At 74.8% G+C, this 16,502-nt stretch carries 16 protein-coding genes; 8 read left to right on the top strand and 8 right to left on the bottom strand.

Going from position 1 to position 16,502, the window contains the following annotated elements:
• The first annotated feature begins 17 nt into the window (after positions 1-17).
• Positions 18-1,967 (top strand): prolyl oligopeptidase family serine peptidase, encoded by a 1,950-nt coding sequence (locus tag DT076_RS10900; RefSeq protein WP_158548110.1) that lies wholly within the window; start codon positions 18-20, stop codon positions 1,965-1,967.
• Positions 1,964-2,473, top strand: a complete 510-nt coding sequence (locus DT076_RS10895; protein ID WP_114126708.1) for a DUF6328 family protein — start codon at positions 1,964-1,966, stop codon at positions 2,471-2,473. The genes DT076_RS10900 and DT076_RS10895 overlap by 4 nt, the downstream gene beginning before the upstream one ends.
• Positions 2,474-2,477: 4 nt before the next feature.
• Here the strand turns inward: DT076_RS10895 and DT076_RS10890 are convergent, their stop codons facing one another.
• Positions 2,478-2,795 (bottom strand): antibiotic biosynthesis monooxygenase family protein, encoded by a 318-nt coding sequence (locus DT076_RS10890; protein ID WP_114126707.1) that lies wholly within the window; start codon positions 2,793-2,795, stop codon positions 2,478-2,480.
• 94 nt (positions 2,796-2,889) lie between these two features.
• Here DT076_RS10890 and DT076_RS10885 point away from each other — a divergent pair, with 94 nt between their 5' ends.
• The 4 genes from DT076_RS10885 to DT076_RS10870 all read left to right on the top strand — a co-directional run bounded on the left by DT076_RS10885 (position 2,890) and on the right by DT076_RS10870 (position 6,136).
• Positions 2,890-3,861 carry a metal ABC transporter substrate-binding protein gene (locus tag DT076_RS10885; protein ID WP_114126706.1) on the top strand — a complete coding sequence of 324 codons (972 nt, stop codon included), beginning with the start codon at positions 2,890-2,892 and terminating at the stop codon, positions 3,859-3,861.
• Positions 3,848-4,684, top strand: coding sequence for a metal ABC transporter ATP-binding protein (locus DT076_RS10880; protein WP_114126705.1), 837 nt, complete (start codon positions 3,848-3,850; stop codon positions 4,682-4,684). Before DT076_RS10885 ends, DT076_RS10880 begins: the two co-directional genes overlap by 14 nt.
• Positions 4,685-4,686: 2 nt before the next feature.
• A complete protein-coding gene (locus tag DT076_RS10875; protein ID WP_407642722.1) occupies positions 4,687-5,679 on the top strand; it encodes a metal ABC transporter permease in 993 nt (330 codons plus the stop codon).
• A 67-nt stretch (positions 5,680-5,746) separates the two neighbouring features.
• The gene (locus DT076_RS10870; RefSeq protein WP_114126861.1) at positions 5,747-6,136 is read left to right on the top strand and encodes a Fur family transcriptional regulator; all 390 of its coding nucleotides are present in this window, start codon (positions 5,747-5,749) and stop codon (positions 6,134-6,136) included.
• A gap of 7 nt (positions 6,137-6,143) precedes the next feature.
• On the opposite strand, the gene DT076_RS10865 is transcribed toward DT076_RS10870, so the two are convergent.
• The 4 genes from DT076_RS10865 to DT076_RS10850 all read right to left on the bottom strand — a co-directional run bounded on the left by DT076_RS10865 (position 6,144) and on the right by DT076_RS10850 (position 11,121).
• Positions 6,144-7,652, bottom strand: a complete 1,509-nt coding sequence (locus DT076_RS10865) for a M1 family metallopeptidase (RefSeq protein WP_114126704.1) — start codon at positions 7,650-7,652, stop codon at positions 6,144-6,146.
• Positions 7,649-8,392, bottom strand: a complete 744-nt coding sequence (recO, locus tag DT076_RS10860) for a DNA repair protein RecO (protein WP_114126703.1) — start codon at positions 8,390-8,392, stop codon at positions 7,649-7,651. Before recO ends, DT076_RS10865 begins: the two co-directional genes overlap by 4 nt.
• 70 nt (positions 8,393-8,462) lie before the next feature.
• On the bottom strand, positions 8,463-9,869 hold the full coding sequence (locus DT076_RS10855; protein ID WP_114126702.1) for a hypothetical protein: 1,407 nt from the start codon (positions 9,867-9,869) through the stop codon (positions 8,463-8,465).
• Positions 9,870-9,978: 109 nt separating this feature from the next.
• Positions 9,979-11,121 (bottom strand): GNAT family N-acetyltransferase, encoded by a 1,143-nt coding sequence (locus DT076_RS10850; protein WP_158548109.1) that lies wholly within the window; start codon positions 11,119-11,121, stop codon positions 9,979-9,981.
• Positions 11,122-11,351: 230 nt separating this feature from the next.
• Here DT076_RS10850 and DT076_RS10845 point away from each other — a divergent pair, with 230 nt between their 5' ends.
• Positions 11,352-12,173, top strand: a complete 822-nt coding sequence (locus DT076_RS10845) for an isoprenyl transferase (protein ID WP_114126700.1) — start codon at positions 11,352-11,354, stop codon at positions 12,171-12,173.
• A 60-nt stretch (positions 12,174-12,233) separates the two neighbouring features.
• Here DT076_RS10845 and DT076_RS10840 read toward each other — a convergent pair whose 3' ends face one another.
• Both DT076_RS10840 and leuA read right to left on the bottom strand, forming a co-directional pair.
• Complete coding sequence (locus DT076_RS10840) at positions 12,234-12,560, bottom strand: hypothetical protein (RefSeq protein ID WP_114126699.1); 327 nt, start codon at positions 12,558-12,560, stop codon at positions 12,234-12,236.
• Complete coding sequence (leuA, locus tag DT076_RS10835; RefSeq protein ID WP_114126698.1) at positions 12,557-14,305, bottom strand: 2-isopropylmalate synthase; 1,749 nt, start codon at positions 14,303-14,305, stop codon at positions 12,557-12,559. Before leuA ends, DT076_RS10840 begins: the two co-directional genes overlap by 4 nt.
• A 218-nt stretch (positions 14,306-14,523) precedes the next feature.
• On the opposite strand from leuA, the gene DT076_RS10830 reads away from it, so the two are divergent.
• Positions 14,524-15,249 carry a hemerythrin domain-containing protein gene (locus DT076_RS10830; protein WP_114126697.1) on the top strand — a complete coding sequence of 242 codons (726 nt, stop codon included), beginning with the start codon at positions 14,524-14,526 and terminating at the stop codon, positions 15,247-15,249.
• A 65-nt stretch (positions 15,250-15,314) separates the two neighbouring features.
• Here DT076_RS10830 and DT076_RS10825 read toward each other — a convergent pair whose 3' ends face one another.
• Positions 15,315-16,502 carry a cupin domain-containing protein gene (locus tag DT076_RS10825; protein ID WP_147264125.1) on the bottom strand — a complete coding sequence of 396 codons (1,188 nt, stop codon included), beginning with the start codon at positions 16,500-16,502 and terminating at the stop codon, positions 15,315-15,317.

Genomic DNA, 16,502 nt, shown 5'->3' with positions numbered 1-16,502 from the left:
GTGGCAGGCTGAGCGCCGTGAGCACCGTCCGGCCCTACGGCCACTGGCCCTCCCCGGTCCGCCCCGAGGACCTCGCCAGCAGCGCGTCGGTGGAGGGCCTCACCTCCACCGGGGACGCGCTCTGGTTCACCCGCACCGATCCCGGCACGGGCCAGCAGCGGCTGCACCGCTGGGACGGCGTCGACGTCGTCGCCCGCACCGGGCTGGACGTGCGCAGCCGGGTGCACGAGTACGGCGGCGGCGCGCTGGCCGGCCCGGCCGAGCCGTCGACCGACGGCACCGGCCCGGCGTCGGTGGTGGTGGTCGACTTCGCCGAGCAGCAGCTGCACCGGGTCGGCGCGGACGGGGACGCCGAGACGCTGACCGCCCCGACCGGCGCCCGCACCCGGTGGGGCGACGGCGTCGTGCTCGCCGATGGTCGGCTGGTCGCGGTGCGCGAGACCCACGACGGCGACACCGCCACGGAGGTGCGCAACGAGCTGGTGCTGCTCGACCCGGCCGACGGCACGGCCAGCGTGCTGGTCGGCGACGCCGACTTGGTGGCCGCGCCCACCCCCGGCCCGGACGGCTGGCTGGCCTGGCTGACCTGGGGCCACCCCGACATGCCGTGGGACTCCGCCACGCTGTGGGCCGGCCGGCTCGACGGCACGACGCTGCACGGGGTGCGCGCGGTCGCCGGCGGCGACGGCGTCTCGGTCTCCGAGCTCGCCTGGTGGGGCCGCGACCTGCTGTGCACCGAGGACTCCACCGGGTTCTGGGAGCTGTGGCACCACCGCCTGGACGGATCCACCACCCGGGTCACCGACGAGGGTGCCGACCTCGGACGTCCGCGCTGGACCCTGGGCGGGCGCCGGCTCGCCGTCCTCGCCGACCCGGCTGACCCCGACCGTGCCGAGGTGGTGGTGGCCCGCACCCGCGAGGGCGCCACCGACCTGCGGCTGGTCGGGCTCACCCGCACCGCGGACGGCTCGGTGCGGCCGGCGTCCACCCGCGCCTGGCCCGTCCCGACCGGTCAGGTGGCCGAGCTGACCGCCCACGCCGGCGGGGTCGCGACCGTCGAGACCGATCCCGACGGCGGCCGGGCCGTCCGGCTGCGCACGCTCGACGGCGGCGTCACCACCGTGGCCGCGGTGGCGCCCCCGACCGACCGGCCCGGCGACCTCGGCCCGGTGCAGGCGATCACCGTCGGCGAGGGCGAGCAGCGCACCCACGCGTTCCTGCACCTGCCGGCCAACGCCGACGCCACCGGCCCGCAGGACCAGGCGCCGCCGCTGGTGGTGTTCCTGCACGGAGGGCCGACCGGGCACACCCTGCCGGTGCGCACCGCCGCCATCGCCTACTGGACGACCCGCGGGTTCGCGGTCGCCGACGTCAACTACCGCGGTTCGGCCGGGTTCGGCCGCGCCTACCGCGACGCGCTGCGGGGACGCTGGGGCGAGAGCGAGGTGGCCGACGTCATCGCGGTCGCCACCGAGCTGGCCCGCCGCGGGCTGGTCGACGGCGACAAGATGGCGGTGCGCGGCGGTAGCGCCGGCGGGTTCACCACCCTGGCCGTCCTGACCGCACCGGAGCACCCGTTCGCCTGCGGCACCTCCTTCTTCGGGGTGGCCGACCTCGCCGCGCTGGCCGCCTTCACCCACAAGTTCGAGTCGCGCTACCTGGACCGGCTGGTGGGCCCGCTGCCCGAGGCCGCCGCGGTCTACCGCGAGCGCTCCCCGCTGAGCCACGTCGACCGGCTGTCGGTGCCGCTGCTGGTGCTGCAGGGCACCGAGGACAAGGTGGTGCCCCCGGAGCAGTCGGAGGTGGTGGTGGAGGCGGCCCGCGCCAAGGGCCTGCTGCACGACTACCTGCTCTTCCCCGGCGAGGGCCACGGGTTCCGCCGCCCCGAGCACGTCGCGGCCTGGCACCGGGCCGAGCTCGACTTCTACCGCACCGTGATGGGGCTGGGCGAGGACAGCGCGTCGTGAGGGAGGCCGCCCGCCGGCACGCCGACGAGACCGCCGACCAGCGGCTGGACCGGAACTGGAACGAGCTGCTGCAGGAGCTGCGGGTGGCCCAGACCGGGGTGCAGATCCTCACCGGGTTCCTGCTCACGCTGCCCTTCGGCACCCGCTTCGACGAGCTCAGCCCGGTGCAGCACCAGATCTACCTGGTGGTGCTCTGCGGGTCGGTGGTGGCGACCGCGCTGCTGGTCGCCCCGGTCGCGTTCCACCGGGTCCTCTTCCGCGGGGGGCTGCGACCCTGGCTGGTGACGCGGGCCCACGGGGTGGCCACCGCGGGGCTGGTCGCCCTGGCGCTCACCATCGTCGGCGTGCTCTTCCTCATCTTCGACGTGGTGCTCGGCCGCGGGCCGGCGCTGGTGGCCCTGGCCGGCGGTCTGGTGCTCTTCCTCAGCCTCTGGGGCGCCTGGCCCTCGCTGATGCTGCGGCACCGGATCCCGCGGGACGAGCGGCGGGAACCGGCGGGACGCTAGCCGTTCAGCCGTCGGCCTGCCCGCGGGGCCGGTTGACGCCGACCCGGTCGGGGTCGTCGTAGGCCGTCGGCTCGTCCACCGCCCGGCTGAGCAGCGGCACCACCACCATCTTCGCCTCCAGCCCGTTGAGCGCCCGCCGGTAGGAGCCGACGTCGGCCCACCGGGTGGTGATGGTCCACAGGTCCGGCTCGTCGAGGTTGCGGCCGAGGTCGACGCCGAGGAACCCGGGTCGGGCCGACAGCACCGCGACCGCGGCCTCCGCCTGCGCCCGGAACTCCGCGGCGCCCTCGCCGGGCACCCGGAACCGCGTCAGCACGATCACGCCTCCTCCTCCGCTCCTCCACCCGGCCACACCCTACGGCTCCGCGACCGCGCCGGTTTGACTTCTCCGCACCACAAATTCGAGAATCATTCTCATGTCGAAGTCCCTGCGCGTGCTCGTCGGCACGCTGTCCGCATCGGCCCTCCTCCTGGTCGCCGGTTGCGGCGCTGGCACGCAGTCGCCCGAGTCCGAGCCTGGTCAGCTGCGGGTGGTGACGGCGCTCTACCCGTTCCAGTTCGTGTCCGAGCGCGTCGCAGGGGCTTCGGCGCAGGTCTCCAACCTGGTCGCACCCGGGTCGGACCCGCACGACCTCGAGCTCAGCCCCCGCCAGCTGATCGAGATCGCCGAGGCCGACGTCATAGTCTACCAGAGCGGGTTCCAGCCCGCGGTGGACGAGGCCGTCGCCCAGAACGCCCCGGACCTCGTGGTCGACGTCGCCGACCTCGTCACCCTGCAGGAGGTGCCGGGCCACGCGCACGACGAGGAGGAGCACACCGAGCCGGCGCACGCCGAGGAGGGCCACGACCACGGTCTGGAGGAGGCGGGACTGGACCCGCACACCTGGCTCGACACGGACAACATGGCAGCCGTGGCGACCGGGGTCGCCGACGCGCTGGCCACCGCCGCCCCGGAGCAGGCCGCGACGGTGCGCTCCAACGCCGAGGCCCTGCAGCAGGAGCTCCACACCCTCGACCAGGACTTCGCCGCCGGGCTGGAGACCTGCGAGCGGCGCGAGTTCATCACCTCCCACGCCGCCTTCGGCTACCTGGCCACCCGCTACGACCTGGAGCAGATCGGGATCAGCGGGATCAGCCCGGACGCCGAGCCCTCACCGGCCCGGATCGCGGCGATCCACGCCGAGGCCGAGGAGCACGGGATCACCACCATCTTCACCGAGACCCTGGTCTCCCCCGCCGTGGCGGAGGCCATCGCCGGGGACCTCGGCCTGACCACCGACGTCCTCGACCCCATCGAGGGGTTGACCGAGCAGTCCCGCGGGAGCGACTACATTGCGGTGCAGCGGGCCAACCTCGAGGCCCTGCGGACGGCGAATGGCTGCAGCTGAGGGGGTGCCGGTGGTCGCGGACCGGCAGCACCCCCCGACCCCGGCCGTCCCCGCCGACGCACTGGTCGAGGTCGACGACGTCACCGTGCTGCTCGGCGGCCGGCCGGTGCTGCGCGGCGTGCACGCGGTGGTGCGGGCCGGTGAGGTGGTGGCCGTGATGGGCGCCAACGGGTCGGGCAAGACGACACTGGTCCGGGCCGTGCTCCGGCTGCTGCCGGTCGCCGCCGGCACGGTGCGGCTGCTCGGCAGCACCGGGAGCCGCGGCACCGACTGGGCCCGGATCGGCTACGTCCCCCAGCGCTCGACGCTCAACCTGCGCAACGCCACCGTCGCGGAGGTGGTGACGTCGGGACGCCTGCCGCACCGCCGCCCGTTGCTGCCCGCCTCCCGGCGCGACCGGCAGCGGGTGCGGGAGAGCCTGGAGCGGGTCGGCATGGCCGCCCGGCGCAGCGACCAGATGGTGCACCTGTCCGGCGGCCAGCAGCAGCGGGTGCTGGTCGCCCGCGCCCTGGCCGGCGACCCCGAGCTGCTGGTGATGGACGAGCCGCTGGCCGGGGTGGACGCCGAGAGCCAGCAGGCGATCGCCGACGTGCTGGCCGGTCTGGTCGCCGACGGGCTGACCGCGCTGGTCGTGCTGCACGAGACCGGTCCGCTGCGGCCGCTGCTCACCCGGGCGCTGGTGCTGCAGGACGGTCGGCTGGTGCACGACGGCCCGGTGCCCGAGGTGGGGCTCCCGGGCGGCCACGAGCACCACGAGCTGCTGGGCTCCCAGGGTGACCACCGGCGGGTCTTCCGCGACCCGGCGGCGGAGGAGGAGGACTGATGCTGGAGCTCCTCGGCTACGACTTCATGCGCCGGGCGCTCCTGGTGGCCCTGCTCACCGGGGTGATGGCGCCGGCCATCGGCACCTACGTGGTGCAGCGGCGGCTCAGCCTGCTCGGTGACGGCCTCGGCCACATCGCCATCGCCGGGGTCGGCCTGGCCCTGCTCACCGGCACCCAGCCGCTGCCGGTCGCCGTGGTGGTCGCCGTGCTCGGCGCGGTGCTGGTGGAGCTGCTGCGCCAGCACGGCCGGGCCTCCGGCGACGTGGGGCTGGCGATCCTCTTCTACGGCGGGCTGGCGGCGGGCGTCCTGATGGCGGGGATCACCGGGGCCGGCGCGGGGGCGCTGTCGCAGTACCTGTTCGGCTCGCTGACCTCGCTCACCACCACCGACGTGGTGGTGGTCAGCGTGCTCACCGTGGTGGTGCTGGTGCCCGCGGTGGGGCTCAGCCCGCAGCTGTTCGCCGTCTGCGCCGACGAGGACCACGCCCGGGTGCTCGGGCTGCCGGTGCGGCTGCTCAACCTGCTCGTCGTGGTGCTGGCCGCGGTGGCCGTGACGGTGTCGATGCGCACCGTCGGGCTGCTGCTGGTGAGCGCCCTGATGGTGGTGCCGGTGGCGGCCGCGCAGGGTCTGGTCCGCGGGTTCACCGCCGGGCTGCTGTCCGCGATGGGCATCGGCGGGCTGGTCGCGGTCTCGGGCGCGGTCGGCAGCTTCTACGCCGACGTGGCACCGGGGGCGCTGATCGTGCTGCTGGCGATCGCGGTGTTCATCGTGTCCTGGCCGTTGAGCGCCGCCCTGCAGCGACGCCGCCAGCGCGGCCACGCGGTCGCCGACCCGCCGCTGCTGCCGCTGCCGCACGCGGCCGCCGAGCAGCACCTGCATCGCCACGGCGGCCCCGACTGCGACCACGAGCCGGTCCGCCACGGCGACCACACCGACTGGGTGCACGACGGGCACCGCCACGCCCGGCACGGGGACCACTGGGACGAGCACTGACGCGCGACGTGAGCCGTCGTCGGTCCCGGGTAGGGTCGGGGGCCGAGCACGACAGGAGGTGGACGTGATGGCGACCAGCACACCGCAGCGACGCACCCGCCAGCAGGCGGCCGTCGCCGACGTCCTGGCCCGGCTCGACGACTTCCGCAGCGCGCAGCAGATCCACGCGCTGCTCCGCGAGGGCCCCTCCCCCGTCGGGCTGGCCACGGTCTACCGCGCGCTGCAGTCGATGGCTGAGGCCGGCACCGTCGACACGCTGCGCACGGCCGAGGGCGAGCAGCTGTACCGGCAGTGCTCCACGGGGCACCACCACCACCTGGTCTGCCGCTCCTGCGGGCGCACCGTGGAGGTCGCCGCGCCGGAGGTGGAGGCCTGGGCCGCCCGGGTGGCCGCGGCCAACGGCTTCCGCGACGTCCGCCACGACCTGGAGATCTACGGCACCTGCGGCGACTGCTGAGGCCGGCTCAGCCCAGGCCGACCGCCGCGGTCCGCGGCGGGGCGGTGGTGCCGCTGATCCAGGCGTCGTACCAGGGGTCGAGGTCGGCGTCGGTGCGCGAGCGGGCCTCGGCGACGAAGTCCTCCAGGCTGGCGGTGCCGCCGCGCTGGGCCCACTCACGCATCAGGGTGGTGAACTCCGCCTCGCCCATCACGTTGCGCAGTGCCTGCAGCGCCATCGGACCGCGCTCGTAGACGGTCGCGAAGAGCTGCTCGGCGCCCGGGTCGTCCATCCGCACCCGCCAGAAGTCGGCCCGTCCGGCCAGGCCGTCGTAGTGGCGCTGCAGCTCCTGCTGGGCGGTGCGTCCGCCCTCGTCCTCGGCCACCACCCACTCCAGGTAGGAGGCCCAGGCCTCGTTGACGAAGATGTCGTCCCAGCGCTCCAGGGTGACGTGGTCGCCGAACCACATGTGCGCCAGCTCGTGCACCAGCAACGTGTCGGCGAAGTCGCGGTCGTCCAGGCTGCGCACGTGGTACACCGGCCTGGTCTGGGTCTCCAGCCCGCCGAACCAGAACGGGAACGCCGGCACCACCCCGCCCATCTCGGTGAACGGGTACGGGCCGAGGTGCTCCTCCAGCGCCGCCACCCACTGCGGCGTCTCGGCCAGCTCGGCGAGCAGCCGCTGCTGCTGGTCCGGCGGCAGGGCCTCGCTGACGGCGTACACGTAGGGGCGTCCGGCGACCTGGCCGGCCTCGAGGCGGTAGCGGCCCACCACCACGAAGTTGAGGTAGGTGGCCATCGGCTGGCTGGCCCGCCAGTGCCAGGTGTCCCAGTCGGCCTCGGTGCCGATGTCGCGGCTGACCAGGGCGCCGGTGCTGACGGCCTGGGTGCCGGCGCGCACCCGGATCTTCGACTCCATCAGGGCCGGGTCGCTGGGGTGGTCGTTGGCCGGGAACCACCAGGCCGAGCTCTCCGGCTGCCCCGCCGCGCCCTGCTCATCGCCCTGGCGGTACCAGGGGGTGCGGACGCCGCGGACCGGGGCGACCTCCAGCGGGTCGCCGGCGTAGGCGATCCGGACGACGAACGTCCGCCCCTCGGCGACCGGCCGGTCCGGGGTGATCTCGACGTCGTGCTCGGGCCAGGTCTCGACGTCGGCCTCCTCGCCGTCGACCCAGGCCGCGCTGACCGGCAGCGCCAGGTCGACGTGGATCTCGGCGAGCTCGCGGGTGGCCCGGGCGGTCATCTCGGTGACCCCGCCGACGGTGGTGCCGTCCACGGTGACGTCGATGAGGTAGTGCTGGGCGTCGTAGCCGCTGGCGCCGTAGGACGGGTGGTACGGGTCGCCGGCCCCGGCCAGCTCCTCGTCCCGGCTGGGACGGCCGATCCCGAGCACCGCGACCAGCACGACCACCATCACCACCGGCAGCGCGAGCGCCGGCGCCAGCGCCGCCCACCCGCCCCGGCCGGACGTCCGCGGCGCGACCTGCTGCCCGGGCGGACGGGTCAGCAGCGGCGGCCCGGCCGGCGGCTGGCTCACTCCCGCTCCAGGTGGGCCAGCGACCGCAGCCCGCGCTCCAGGTGCCAGGCCACGAACGCCGCCACCAGACCGCTGGCCTCCCGCTGCCGCGCCGGTTCGACGTCCCGGGTGGCCGGCCAGTCCCCGGTCAGCAGGGCGCCCATCAGCGCGAGGGTGGCCGGGGCCGGGACGGCCGTGCCGGGAGGCCGGCAGCGCACGCAGACCACCCCGCCGGCGGCCGGGGAGAACGACTGGTGCGGGCCGGAGACGCCGCAGCGGGCGCAGTCGGTGAAGCTGGGTGCGTAGCCGGCGGCGGCCAGCGCGCGCAGCAGGTAGGAGTCCAGCACCATGGTCGCCGGACGCTCCCCGTCGGTGGTGCCCTGGCTGAGCACCCGCAGCGCCCCGGCCAGCAGCAGGAACTGCCGCCGCGACGGCTCGCGCTCCTCCACCACCAGCCGGTCGGCGGTCTCCAGCATCACCTGACCGGCGGTCCAGCGCCGGTAGTCGCGGGAGAGCGGGTCGCCCCAGGCGTGCCGGCACTCCACCTGGGTGACGACGTCGAGGGTCCGCCCGGTGGCCAGCTGCAGGTCGACGTGGCCGAACGGCTCCAGCCGCGAGCCGAACTTCGAGGTGGTCCGGCGCACCGAGCGGGCCACCGCGCGGATCTTCCCGCGCTCGCGCGACAGCATCGTGATGATCCGGTCGGCCTCACCCAGCTTGTGGGTGCGCAGCACGATCGCCTCGTCACGGTAGGTCGGCACCCGCTCATTCTCCCCCGCCGGCCAACCACCCGGCGGTGCGGCACGCGGTCCGGTGCGGCCGGCCCGAGGGTCAGACCGTGAGCTGCCGCCCGCGGGAGGACGCACCGGGCCTGGTCAGCGCGTCGAGCAGCAGCTCGGCCTCCGCGGCCACCCGCTGCAGATCGGCGACGATGTTCTGTCGCCGACGCTCGGGCACCTCCGACCCGGCCCCGGCGGGCAGCCGCCGCGGGATCGTCATCAGCAGCCACCAGTACGCCTTGCGGACGAACCGGCTGCGCACCGCCAGACCGACCTCGTCCTCCCCGATCCGCACCCCGGCGTCGGTCAGGCCGTCGCGGTAGGCGCGGTGGCAGTCCCCGGCCAGTCCGGGCTCGCGGCCCAGCACCGGGTTGGGCAGCCCGATCAGGTCGGCCAGGTCGCGTCCGACCGGCGTCAGCTGCACCGCGGTGAGGTCGAACAGCACCAGCCGGCCGTCACGCACCGCGAGGTTGGAGCGGGTGGCGTCACCGTGGCTGGTGGTCAGCGGCAGACCGGCGACCTGGCGGGTCAGCTCGTCCTCGGCCTCCGCCAGCGCGGCCAGCTGGTCGGCGCAGCGGTGCCGGACGTCCCCGGGCACCCGGCCGGCCAGCACCCCGGCGCGGCGGCGCAGCTCGGCGAAGGGAGGCAGCGTCCACCGGCCGACCTCGGCCAGCCAGGGGTGCTCGTCGTGCAGGTCGCCCGCGGCCCCGGCCGGCACCAGGCGACGGCCGTTGAGCTCTCCCAGCGCGCGGGCCGCGAGCAGCAGCTCGGCCGGGTCCTGCAACGGGCGGACCTCCCCCAGGTCCTCCAGGAAGAGGTGCCAGCGGTCGGCGCCGTCGGGCTCGGCGTGCAGCAGGCGCGAGGGGCGGTAGCGCTCGCCGCCCTCCAGCAGGCCGCTGCGGTAGGCCAACAGCTCGCGCGGCACCGGCCCAGCCAGGGTCTTGCGGACCAGGCTGAGCGGCCGGGTCCGGCCCGGGCCGTCCAGCACCGTGCGGACGTCCGCGCCGGGCACCCGGTGCCGCACCACCGCCTCCACGTCGGAGCCCGAGCCGACCGCGATCGGCTCCTCCAGCCAGCGCCGCGGAGCCTGCCCGGCCAGCCGCTCGAAGGCCCGCCGCACCGCGGTCGGGTGGACCGGTCGGCCGGCCGCGAGCCGGCGGCGGGCGAGCACCACCGGCCGGGGCGAGCGTGGCACCAGCGCCGGGTGGTGCAGCAGCGCCACCGCCCACTGCTGCAGCCCGAGCCGGTGCGCCCGCTCGGCGACGGCGACCAGCTCCTCCACCTCGGCCAGGCTGGTCCGCGGACGCGGGTCGCGCAGCAGCAACCGGGCCTCGGCCGCGACCTCCCGCAGCGTCTCGGGTTCGCCCACCCATGCCCGCACCTGCCGGACCAGCAGCACCAGCCCGGGCACGCGGGCACCGAGGCGGCGGACGGCACGGGCACCTCGCGGGCCGGGCATCTGGTCACCTCCGTCCGGGTCGCCCCGGCGCACCGGAGGCGCCAGGAGGACGACGTGGCCCGGACGCTAACAACGCCAGATGAGAGGGGCTCTCATCGTCCCCGGCGTGTCACCGCGGGCTCAGCCGCAGCTGCCAGGCCCCCTCGGTGGCGACCCGCCGGAAGCCCATCGCCACGTTGATGGCGAGCATCCAGCGGTTCTCCCCCGCGTTCCAGGTGTGGATCCGACGGCTGGCGGGACGCTCGCGGAGCAGCAGGTCGAGGTTGGCCAGCTTGACCAGCAACCCGAGACGGTGCCCGCGGTGGTCGCCGTGCACGAGCGTGTCGCCCTGGTAGACCACCTCCGGCTTCTCCTGCGGCCCGAACAGGACGGTGAAGGCGACCAGCTCGCCGCTGGCGACGTGGCGGGCCACCGTGGTGAAGACGACGTAGCCGCGGCGGGCCATCCGCTCGTCGGAGCGGATGACGCGCTCGACGTCCCACCGCTGCTCCTCGATGTCGAGCCCGGCGGTGGGGATGTCGACGCTCATCCGCTGGTGCAGCCGCGCCATCTGCTCGCGGTGCTCCGGCGGGGTCGCTCCCTGCCAGGACAGCACCTCGTAGCCGTCGGAGGCAGCCAGCGCCATCTCCCGCAGCGGGTCAGCCACCGACGCCTCCACCGGCAGGTCGAGCTGGGAATGCCGCTCGGTCTGCTCCAGCACGAACCCGAGGCCGGTGGCGAAACGCACCGCGGGGTCGGCCACCGCCAGGGAGCCCACCCCGGTCGGGGCGGTCAGCGCCTCGTCCTGCTCGCCGGCCTCGTCGCGGTGACCCGACCAGGAGGTGGCGGTGGTGCGTCCGGCGTCCTCGGCGTACTGCAGCAGCGTCTGCGCGAGCGCCGAGCCGATGCCCCGCCGGCGGTGCGCGGGCACCACCTCGACGAACATCTCCGCCAGCGCGGTGTTGTCGTTGACCGGCAGACCCAGCTCACCGCGACCGACCACCTCCCCCTCGCCGGTGGCGTAGGGCAGACCGCGCTCGTCCCGCTCCCCCTCCGGGGCCCCGCCGAGCACCGCGACCAGGTGCACGTTGGCGTAGTCGGTGGCGTCCAGCAGCGCGACCCGGACCGAGGCCGCCGTCTCGACCAGGTCGGTGTGGCCGTAGAGGTCGAGGGCGCACGCGTCGGCGACCGCGGTCAGCTGGTCGAGGACGCGGTCCAGCGCCGCGTCGTCGGCGGCCCGCACCCGGGCCAGGTGGAATCCAGGAGTGCTCACGGGCTCATCCTGGACGGACGCCGCCGCACCCGGCCACGGCTTTTCCGCGGCGCCGTCGTGACCCCCTGCCCACGCGGGGCGGAGGTCCGTGAGAACGTGGGCAGGACACCTCCGCTCGAGGCCGGGCGCATCACCACCGCCCGGCCGCTCACCGCCGAGGAGGCCGCGCAGCCCGCGCTGAGCCCGGCGGGGGCCGTCCGGACGGCGGCGACGCTGGGTAGGGTGCGCCCGTGGCCCGCAGACGACGCACCCCGGCACCCCGGCCGCCGCGCCGCGGCCCGGACCCGCACCCCAGCGGCGCGCGGCCGCCGGAGATCCCCGCCGACCGGCTCCCCCAGCACGTGGCCATCGTCATGGACGGCAACGGCCGGTGGGCCAAGCAGCGCGGGCTCGCCCGCACCGAGGGCCACGCCCGCGGGGAGGCGTCGCTGTTCGACACCATCGCCGGGGCGATCGAGATCGGCGTGCGCTACCTGTCGGCCTACGCCTTCTCCACCGAGAACTGGCGCCGCTCGCCCGACGAGGTGCGCTGGCTGATGGGCTTCAACCGCGACGTCATCCACCGCCGCCGCGACGAGCTGGACGCGATGGGCGTCCGGGTGCGCTGGGCAGGCCGGCGGCCGCGGCTGTGGAAGAGCGTCATCGACGAGCTGGAGACCGCCGAGGAGCAGAGCCGCGACAACGACGTGCTCACCCTGCAGTTCTGCGTGAACTACGGCGGGCGGGCCGAGATCGTCGACGCCGCCCGCCGCATCGCCGAGCTGGCCCGCGAGGGCCGGCTCGACCCCTCCCGGCTCACCGAGGACCGGTTCCGTCAGTTCCTCGACGAGCCGGAGATCCCCGACGTGGACCTGTTCGTGCGCTCCTCCGGGGAGCAGCGCACCTCGAACTTCCTGCTGTGGCAGTCGGCCTACGCCGAGATGGTGTTCCTGGACCGGCTGTGGCCGGACTTCGACCGCCGTGACCTGTGGCAGGCGGTGCAGATGTACGCCGACCGGGACCGGCGCTACGGCGGCGCGGTGCCCAACGAGGTGCGTGCCGCCCGCGGCTGATCGCCCTTCGGCGAGCTCAGAACCTTGGGCTCGGCTCCGCTGCCCGGGACTCCAGCGGGGTCAGGCGCCGGTGCCGGGCTGGGCCGAGAACCCGCTGAGGGCGATGAGCAGCAGCACCCCCACGGCACCGGCGGCCAGCACGAGCCCGAGGACGGTCCGGGCGGCGCCGACCGGGGCCGTGGTGGCCCGCAGCAGGGCCCAGCCCGCGATCCCGACGGCGACGGCGACGAGCCCGACCGGGACGAGCACCACGGCCAGCCCCAGTCCTCCGGTGCGGTCGTCCATCACCACCAGCCCGACCACCGCCAGCACGGTGGAGAGCAGGACGGCCGCCCCCGCCCCGCCGGCCAGCCGACGCGGCCGGGGCGTGGCCGTCCCGGTGGTCACGAGGCCCGGTTCACCGCGGCGTTGATCGCCTTGAGGGTGGCCCGGGTGGTGTTGGCGTCGATGCCGACGCCCCACACCACCACGGCCTCGTCCGGCTCGCCGACCTCGCACTCCACGTAGGAGGCGGCCTGGGCGTCCCCGCCCGCCGACAGCGCGTGCTCGGAGTAGTCCAGCACCCGCACCCGGTGCCCCAGCCCGGACAGCGCGTCCACGTAGGCCGAGACGGGTCCGTTGCCCTCACCGGTGACGGTGCGCAGCGCGCCCTCGTGGTGGACGCTGACGGTGAGCTGGTCCTCGGCGTCACCGCCGGAGTGGGCCGCCACCTCACCCAGCGCGAGCGGTCCGGCCGGCTCCAGGTACTCCTCGCGGAAGACGTCCCACAGCACCTCGGCGGTCACCTCCCCGCCCTCGGTGTCGGTGCGCTGCTGCACCACCCGGGAGAACTCGATCTGCAGCCGTCGGGGCAGGTCGAGGCGGTGCTCACTCTTCATCAGGTAGGCCATCCCGCCCTTGCCGGACTGGGAGTTGACCCGGATCACGGCCTCGTAGGAGCGGCCGACGTCGTGCGGGTCGATCGGCAGGTAGGGCGCCTCCCAGGCGATGGTGTGCACGTCGGTGCCCTCGGCGGCGGCGCGGCGCTCGAGGTCCTCCAGACCCTTCTTGATGGCGTCCTGGTGGGAGCCGGAGAAGGCGGTGTAGACCAGGTCACCGGCGTAGGGGTGGCGCGGGTGCACCGGCAGGTTGGTGCAGTACTCGACGGTGCGGCGGATCTCGTCGATGTCGGAGAAGTCGATCTGGGGGTCGATGCCCTGGCTGAACAGGTTCATGCCCAGGGTGACCAGGTCGACGTTGCCGGTGCGTTCGCCGTGGCCGAACAGGCAGCCCTCGACCCGGTCCGCGCCGGCCATCAGCGCCAGCTCGGTGGCCGCGACCGCGGTGCCGCGGTCGTTGTGCGGGTGCAGCGAGATGGTGGTGTGCTCGCGGGCGTCGATGTGGCGGCCGAAGTACTCGATCTGGTCGGCGTAGGTGTTCGGCGTCGACATCTCCACCGTGGCCGGCAGGTTGAGGATGATCTCGCGGTCGGGCCCGGGCTGCCAGACCGCGCTGACGGCGTTGCAGACCTCGATCGCGAAGTCGGTCGGCGTCTGGGTGAAGATCTCCGGGGAGTACTGGTAGCCGAACTCGACCCCGTCCAGCTTCTCCTCGGCGTACTTCATCACCAGCTCGGTGCCGCGGGTGGCCAGCGCGATGCACTCGGCCTCGCTCATCTTGAACACCACCCGGCGGAACAGCTCGGCGGTGGCGTTGTACAGGTGCACGGTGGCCCGGTGGGCGCCGACCAGGGAGGCGACGGTGCGCTCGATCAGGTCCTCCCGGGCCTGGGTCAGCACCGAGATGGTGACGTCCTCGGGGACGCGGTCCTCCTCGACCAGCTGCCGGACGAAGTCGAAGTCGGTCTGGCTGGCCGAGGGGAACCCGATCTCGATCTCCTTGTAGCCCATCCGGACCAGCAGCTCGAACATCCGCAGCTTGCGCGACGGGGTCATCGGGTCGATCAGGGCCTGGTTGCCGTCGCGCAGGTCGGTGGACAGCCAGCGCGGGGCGGCGGTGATCTTGCGGGTGGGCCAGGTGCGGTCGGGGACGTCGACCGGCTCGAAGGCGCGGTAGCGGCCGAACGGCATCGGGCTGGGCTGCTGCACGGGGCGCGGCTGGACGCGGGTGCTGCGGGTGGGTGTGGTGCTCATGCGGGATGACTCCTCAGGTGGTCCGTGGTGACGGCACGACGAACTCCGCAGCGAGGAGGCCGGTCAGAGGGACTGAGCCTCGCTGCGGCAGGTGAGGAGGAGCATCCGTGCCACGTCCAGCACCTTAACCCAGGTCCGCGCGGTCCGCACCCCCCACTGTCCCCGCTGGGACGCGCGCCGGCGGGTACAGGGGGTGCCCAGCCACCCGAGGAGGAACCGTGCCGACATCCATCGCCCGCCAGACCGAACGGCAGCTGGGAGGCTCCCGCAGCGTCCTGGTCCGCCAGCAGCGCGACCACCAGGAGCTGGACCGGCTGGTGCACGCCATCGACGCCTCGACCGGCCGGGAGCGGCTGGAGCTGCTGGAGGACCTGGCCCGGCTGGTGTTCCCGCACGCCTTCGCCGAGGAGTCGGTGCTGTGGCCGGTGATCCGCCGGGTGATGCCGGAGGGCCCGGAGCTGACCCTGCAGGTGGAGCAGGAGCACCAGGAGATCAACGAGCTGTGGTCGCAGCTGGAGCGGACCACACCGGGCGACGGGCGCCACGAAGAGTTGTGGCCGCGGATCGTGGCGCTGCTGCGCGAGGACGTCCGCGACGAGGAGGACGAGATGCTGCCGCGGCTGCAGGAGCGGGTCGGACGCCGCGAGCTGGTCCGGATGGGGCTGATGTGGGAGGCGGTGCGCCGGATCGCGCCGACCCGGCCGCACCCGGTGGTGGCCCGCCGTCCGCCCGGTAACGCGGTCGCCGCCCTGCCGCTGACGGTGCTGGACCGCTCCCGTGACGCGCTGGACCGCACCAGCCGCCGGCGCGAGGGTCGGGTCTCCCGGGTCGCCGGCCGGCTCAGCTCGGTCGCCGCCGGGCTCGCCGGACGGCTGGAGCACGTCCCGCCGATGACCGTCGGGGAGGATCCGAGCACCCGGGCCGGGCGCACCGGACGCGGCTGAGCGGGTGCGGACCGGTGGCGACCCGCACGGTCCGGGGCCGCGCGGGGGGCAAGGCGATCAGTCGCTCACCCGACGACCTCCGGGTGCAGGTCGGGGCCGGAGAAGAGGTAGGCCACGAAGGGCGTCGGCCCCTCGTTGCGCACCGTCACCCCACGGACGGCGGTGTCGTGGACGACGACCAGCTCGTCCTCACCGGGACGCCGACCCCGCAGCCGGTGACCCGCCCACACCCCCTCCCCCGCCCAGGCGAACACGCTGTAGACGCCGGGCTCGACCAGCTCCGCGACCTGTCCGGGCTCGACCGTGATGCGCTGGCCGCTGAACTTGGGGCTGCCGTGGAACACCCACTCCCGCCGACCCCAGGGCACCGGCGCCCCGACCGGCCGCGGCGAGAGGTGGCTCAGCCGGTACAGGTCCGGCGCACCGTTGCGCTCCCAGTCGACGAAGCCCAACGGGAACCGCTCGCCGTCACGGCGCCGGTCCTCGGGCCGGACGTCCTTGAACAGCAGCTCCTTGCTGATGATCCGCCCGGCGTTGAGGGCCTGGAACATGGCCAGCACGTCGGAGTCCTCCTGCAGCTCCAGGGTGAGCGCCGTGCCCGGACCGTGCAGCACCCCCGAGGGCACCCAGAACCCATCCCCGGGCACCTGCAGGTAGGCCGAGGACGTCCGCAGCACCAGGTCGCTGTCCCAGTCGACGAGGTAGGGCAGCAGCGCCTCCTCCCGCAGCCCCGTGGCCACCGTCGGGTGCACGCCGAGGAAGGTCTCGGGGTGGGCGCCGAGGTCGGCCCCGTCGAGGAAGTGGTAGGCCTCGTCCTTGGGACGCCGCCCCACCAGCGCGGCATAGTGCTCGGGCGGGTGGATGTGGAACGGCAGCCGGGCGGCGTAGTCGAAGATCTTGGCCAGCCGTCCCAGTCCCTGCGGGTGGGTGCGGGCGTAGTCGGTCCCCAGCACCAGCTGCGGTGCGGCGCGGACGGCCTCGGCCAGCAGGAGCGGCGCCCCGTCGTCGGTGACGACGGCCGACAGGCCCTCGTCCGGCACGCCGACCCGGTTGTCGGCCGGTGTCGTGGAGGCGAGCCAGCGCTCGCAGATGGCACCGCGCTCGCCGCGGTCGTAGTCGTCCCCGGGCAGCCCCAGCCGGCGTCCCGGCGGGAGGAAGTCCCGGGCCACCCACGCCGGCTCGAGCGCGAGCACCCCACCGGAGTCGGCGAGCAGCCGCTCCACCCGGGCTGACGTGGCCTCCCCCGCGACCAC

Origin of the sequence: Desertihabitans brevis, assembly GCF_003327535.1 — a bacterium.
Taxonomy (GTDB): domain Bacteria; phylum Actinomycetota; class Actinomycetes; order Propionibacteriales; family Propionibacteriaceae; genus Desertihabitans; species Desertihabitans brevis.
This window is presented reverse-complemented; position numbering and strand designations above follow the sequence as displayed.

Bases quoted from the DNA above. Each gene is read 5' to 3' on its own strand.
- DT076_RS10855 (WP_114126702.1), bottom strand. From the start codon at position 9,869: ATGCCCGGCCCGCGAGGTGCCCGTGCCGTCCGCCGCCTCGGTGCCCGC.
- DT076_RS10880 (WP_114126705.1), top strand. From the start codon at position 3,848: ATGGCTGCAGCTGAGGGGGTGCCGGTGGTCGCGGACCGGCAGCACCCC.
- leuA (WP_114126698.1), bottom strand. From the start codon at position 14,305: ATGAGCACCACACCCACCCGCAGCACCCGCGTCCAGCCGCGCCCCGTG.
- DT076_RS10885 (WP_114126706.1), top strand. From the start codon at position 2,890: ATGTCGAAGTCCCTGCGCGTGCTCGTCGGCACGCTGTCCGCATCGGCC.
- DT076_RS10870 (WP_114126861.1), top strand. From the start codon at position 5,747: ATGGCGACCAGCACACCGCAGCGACGCACCCGCCAGCAGGCGGCCGTC.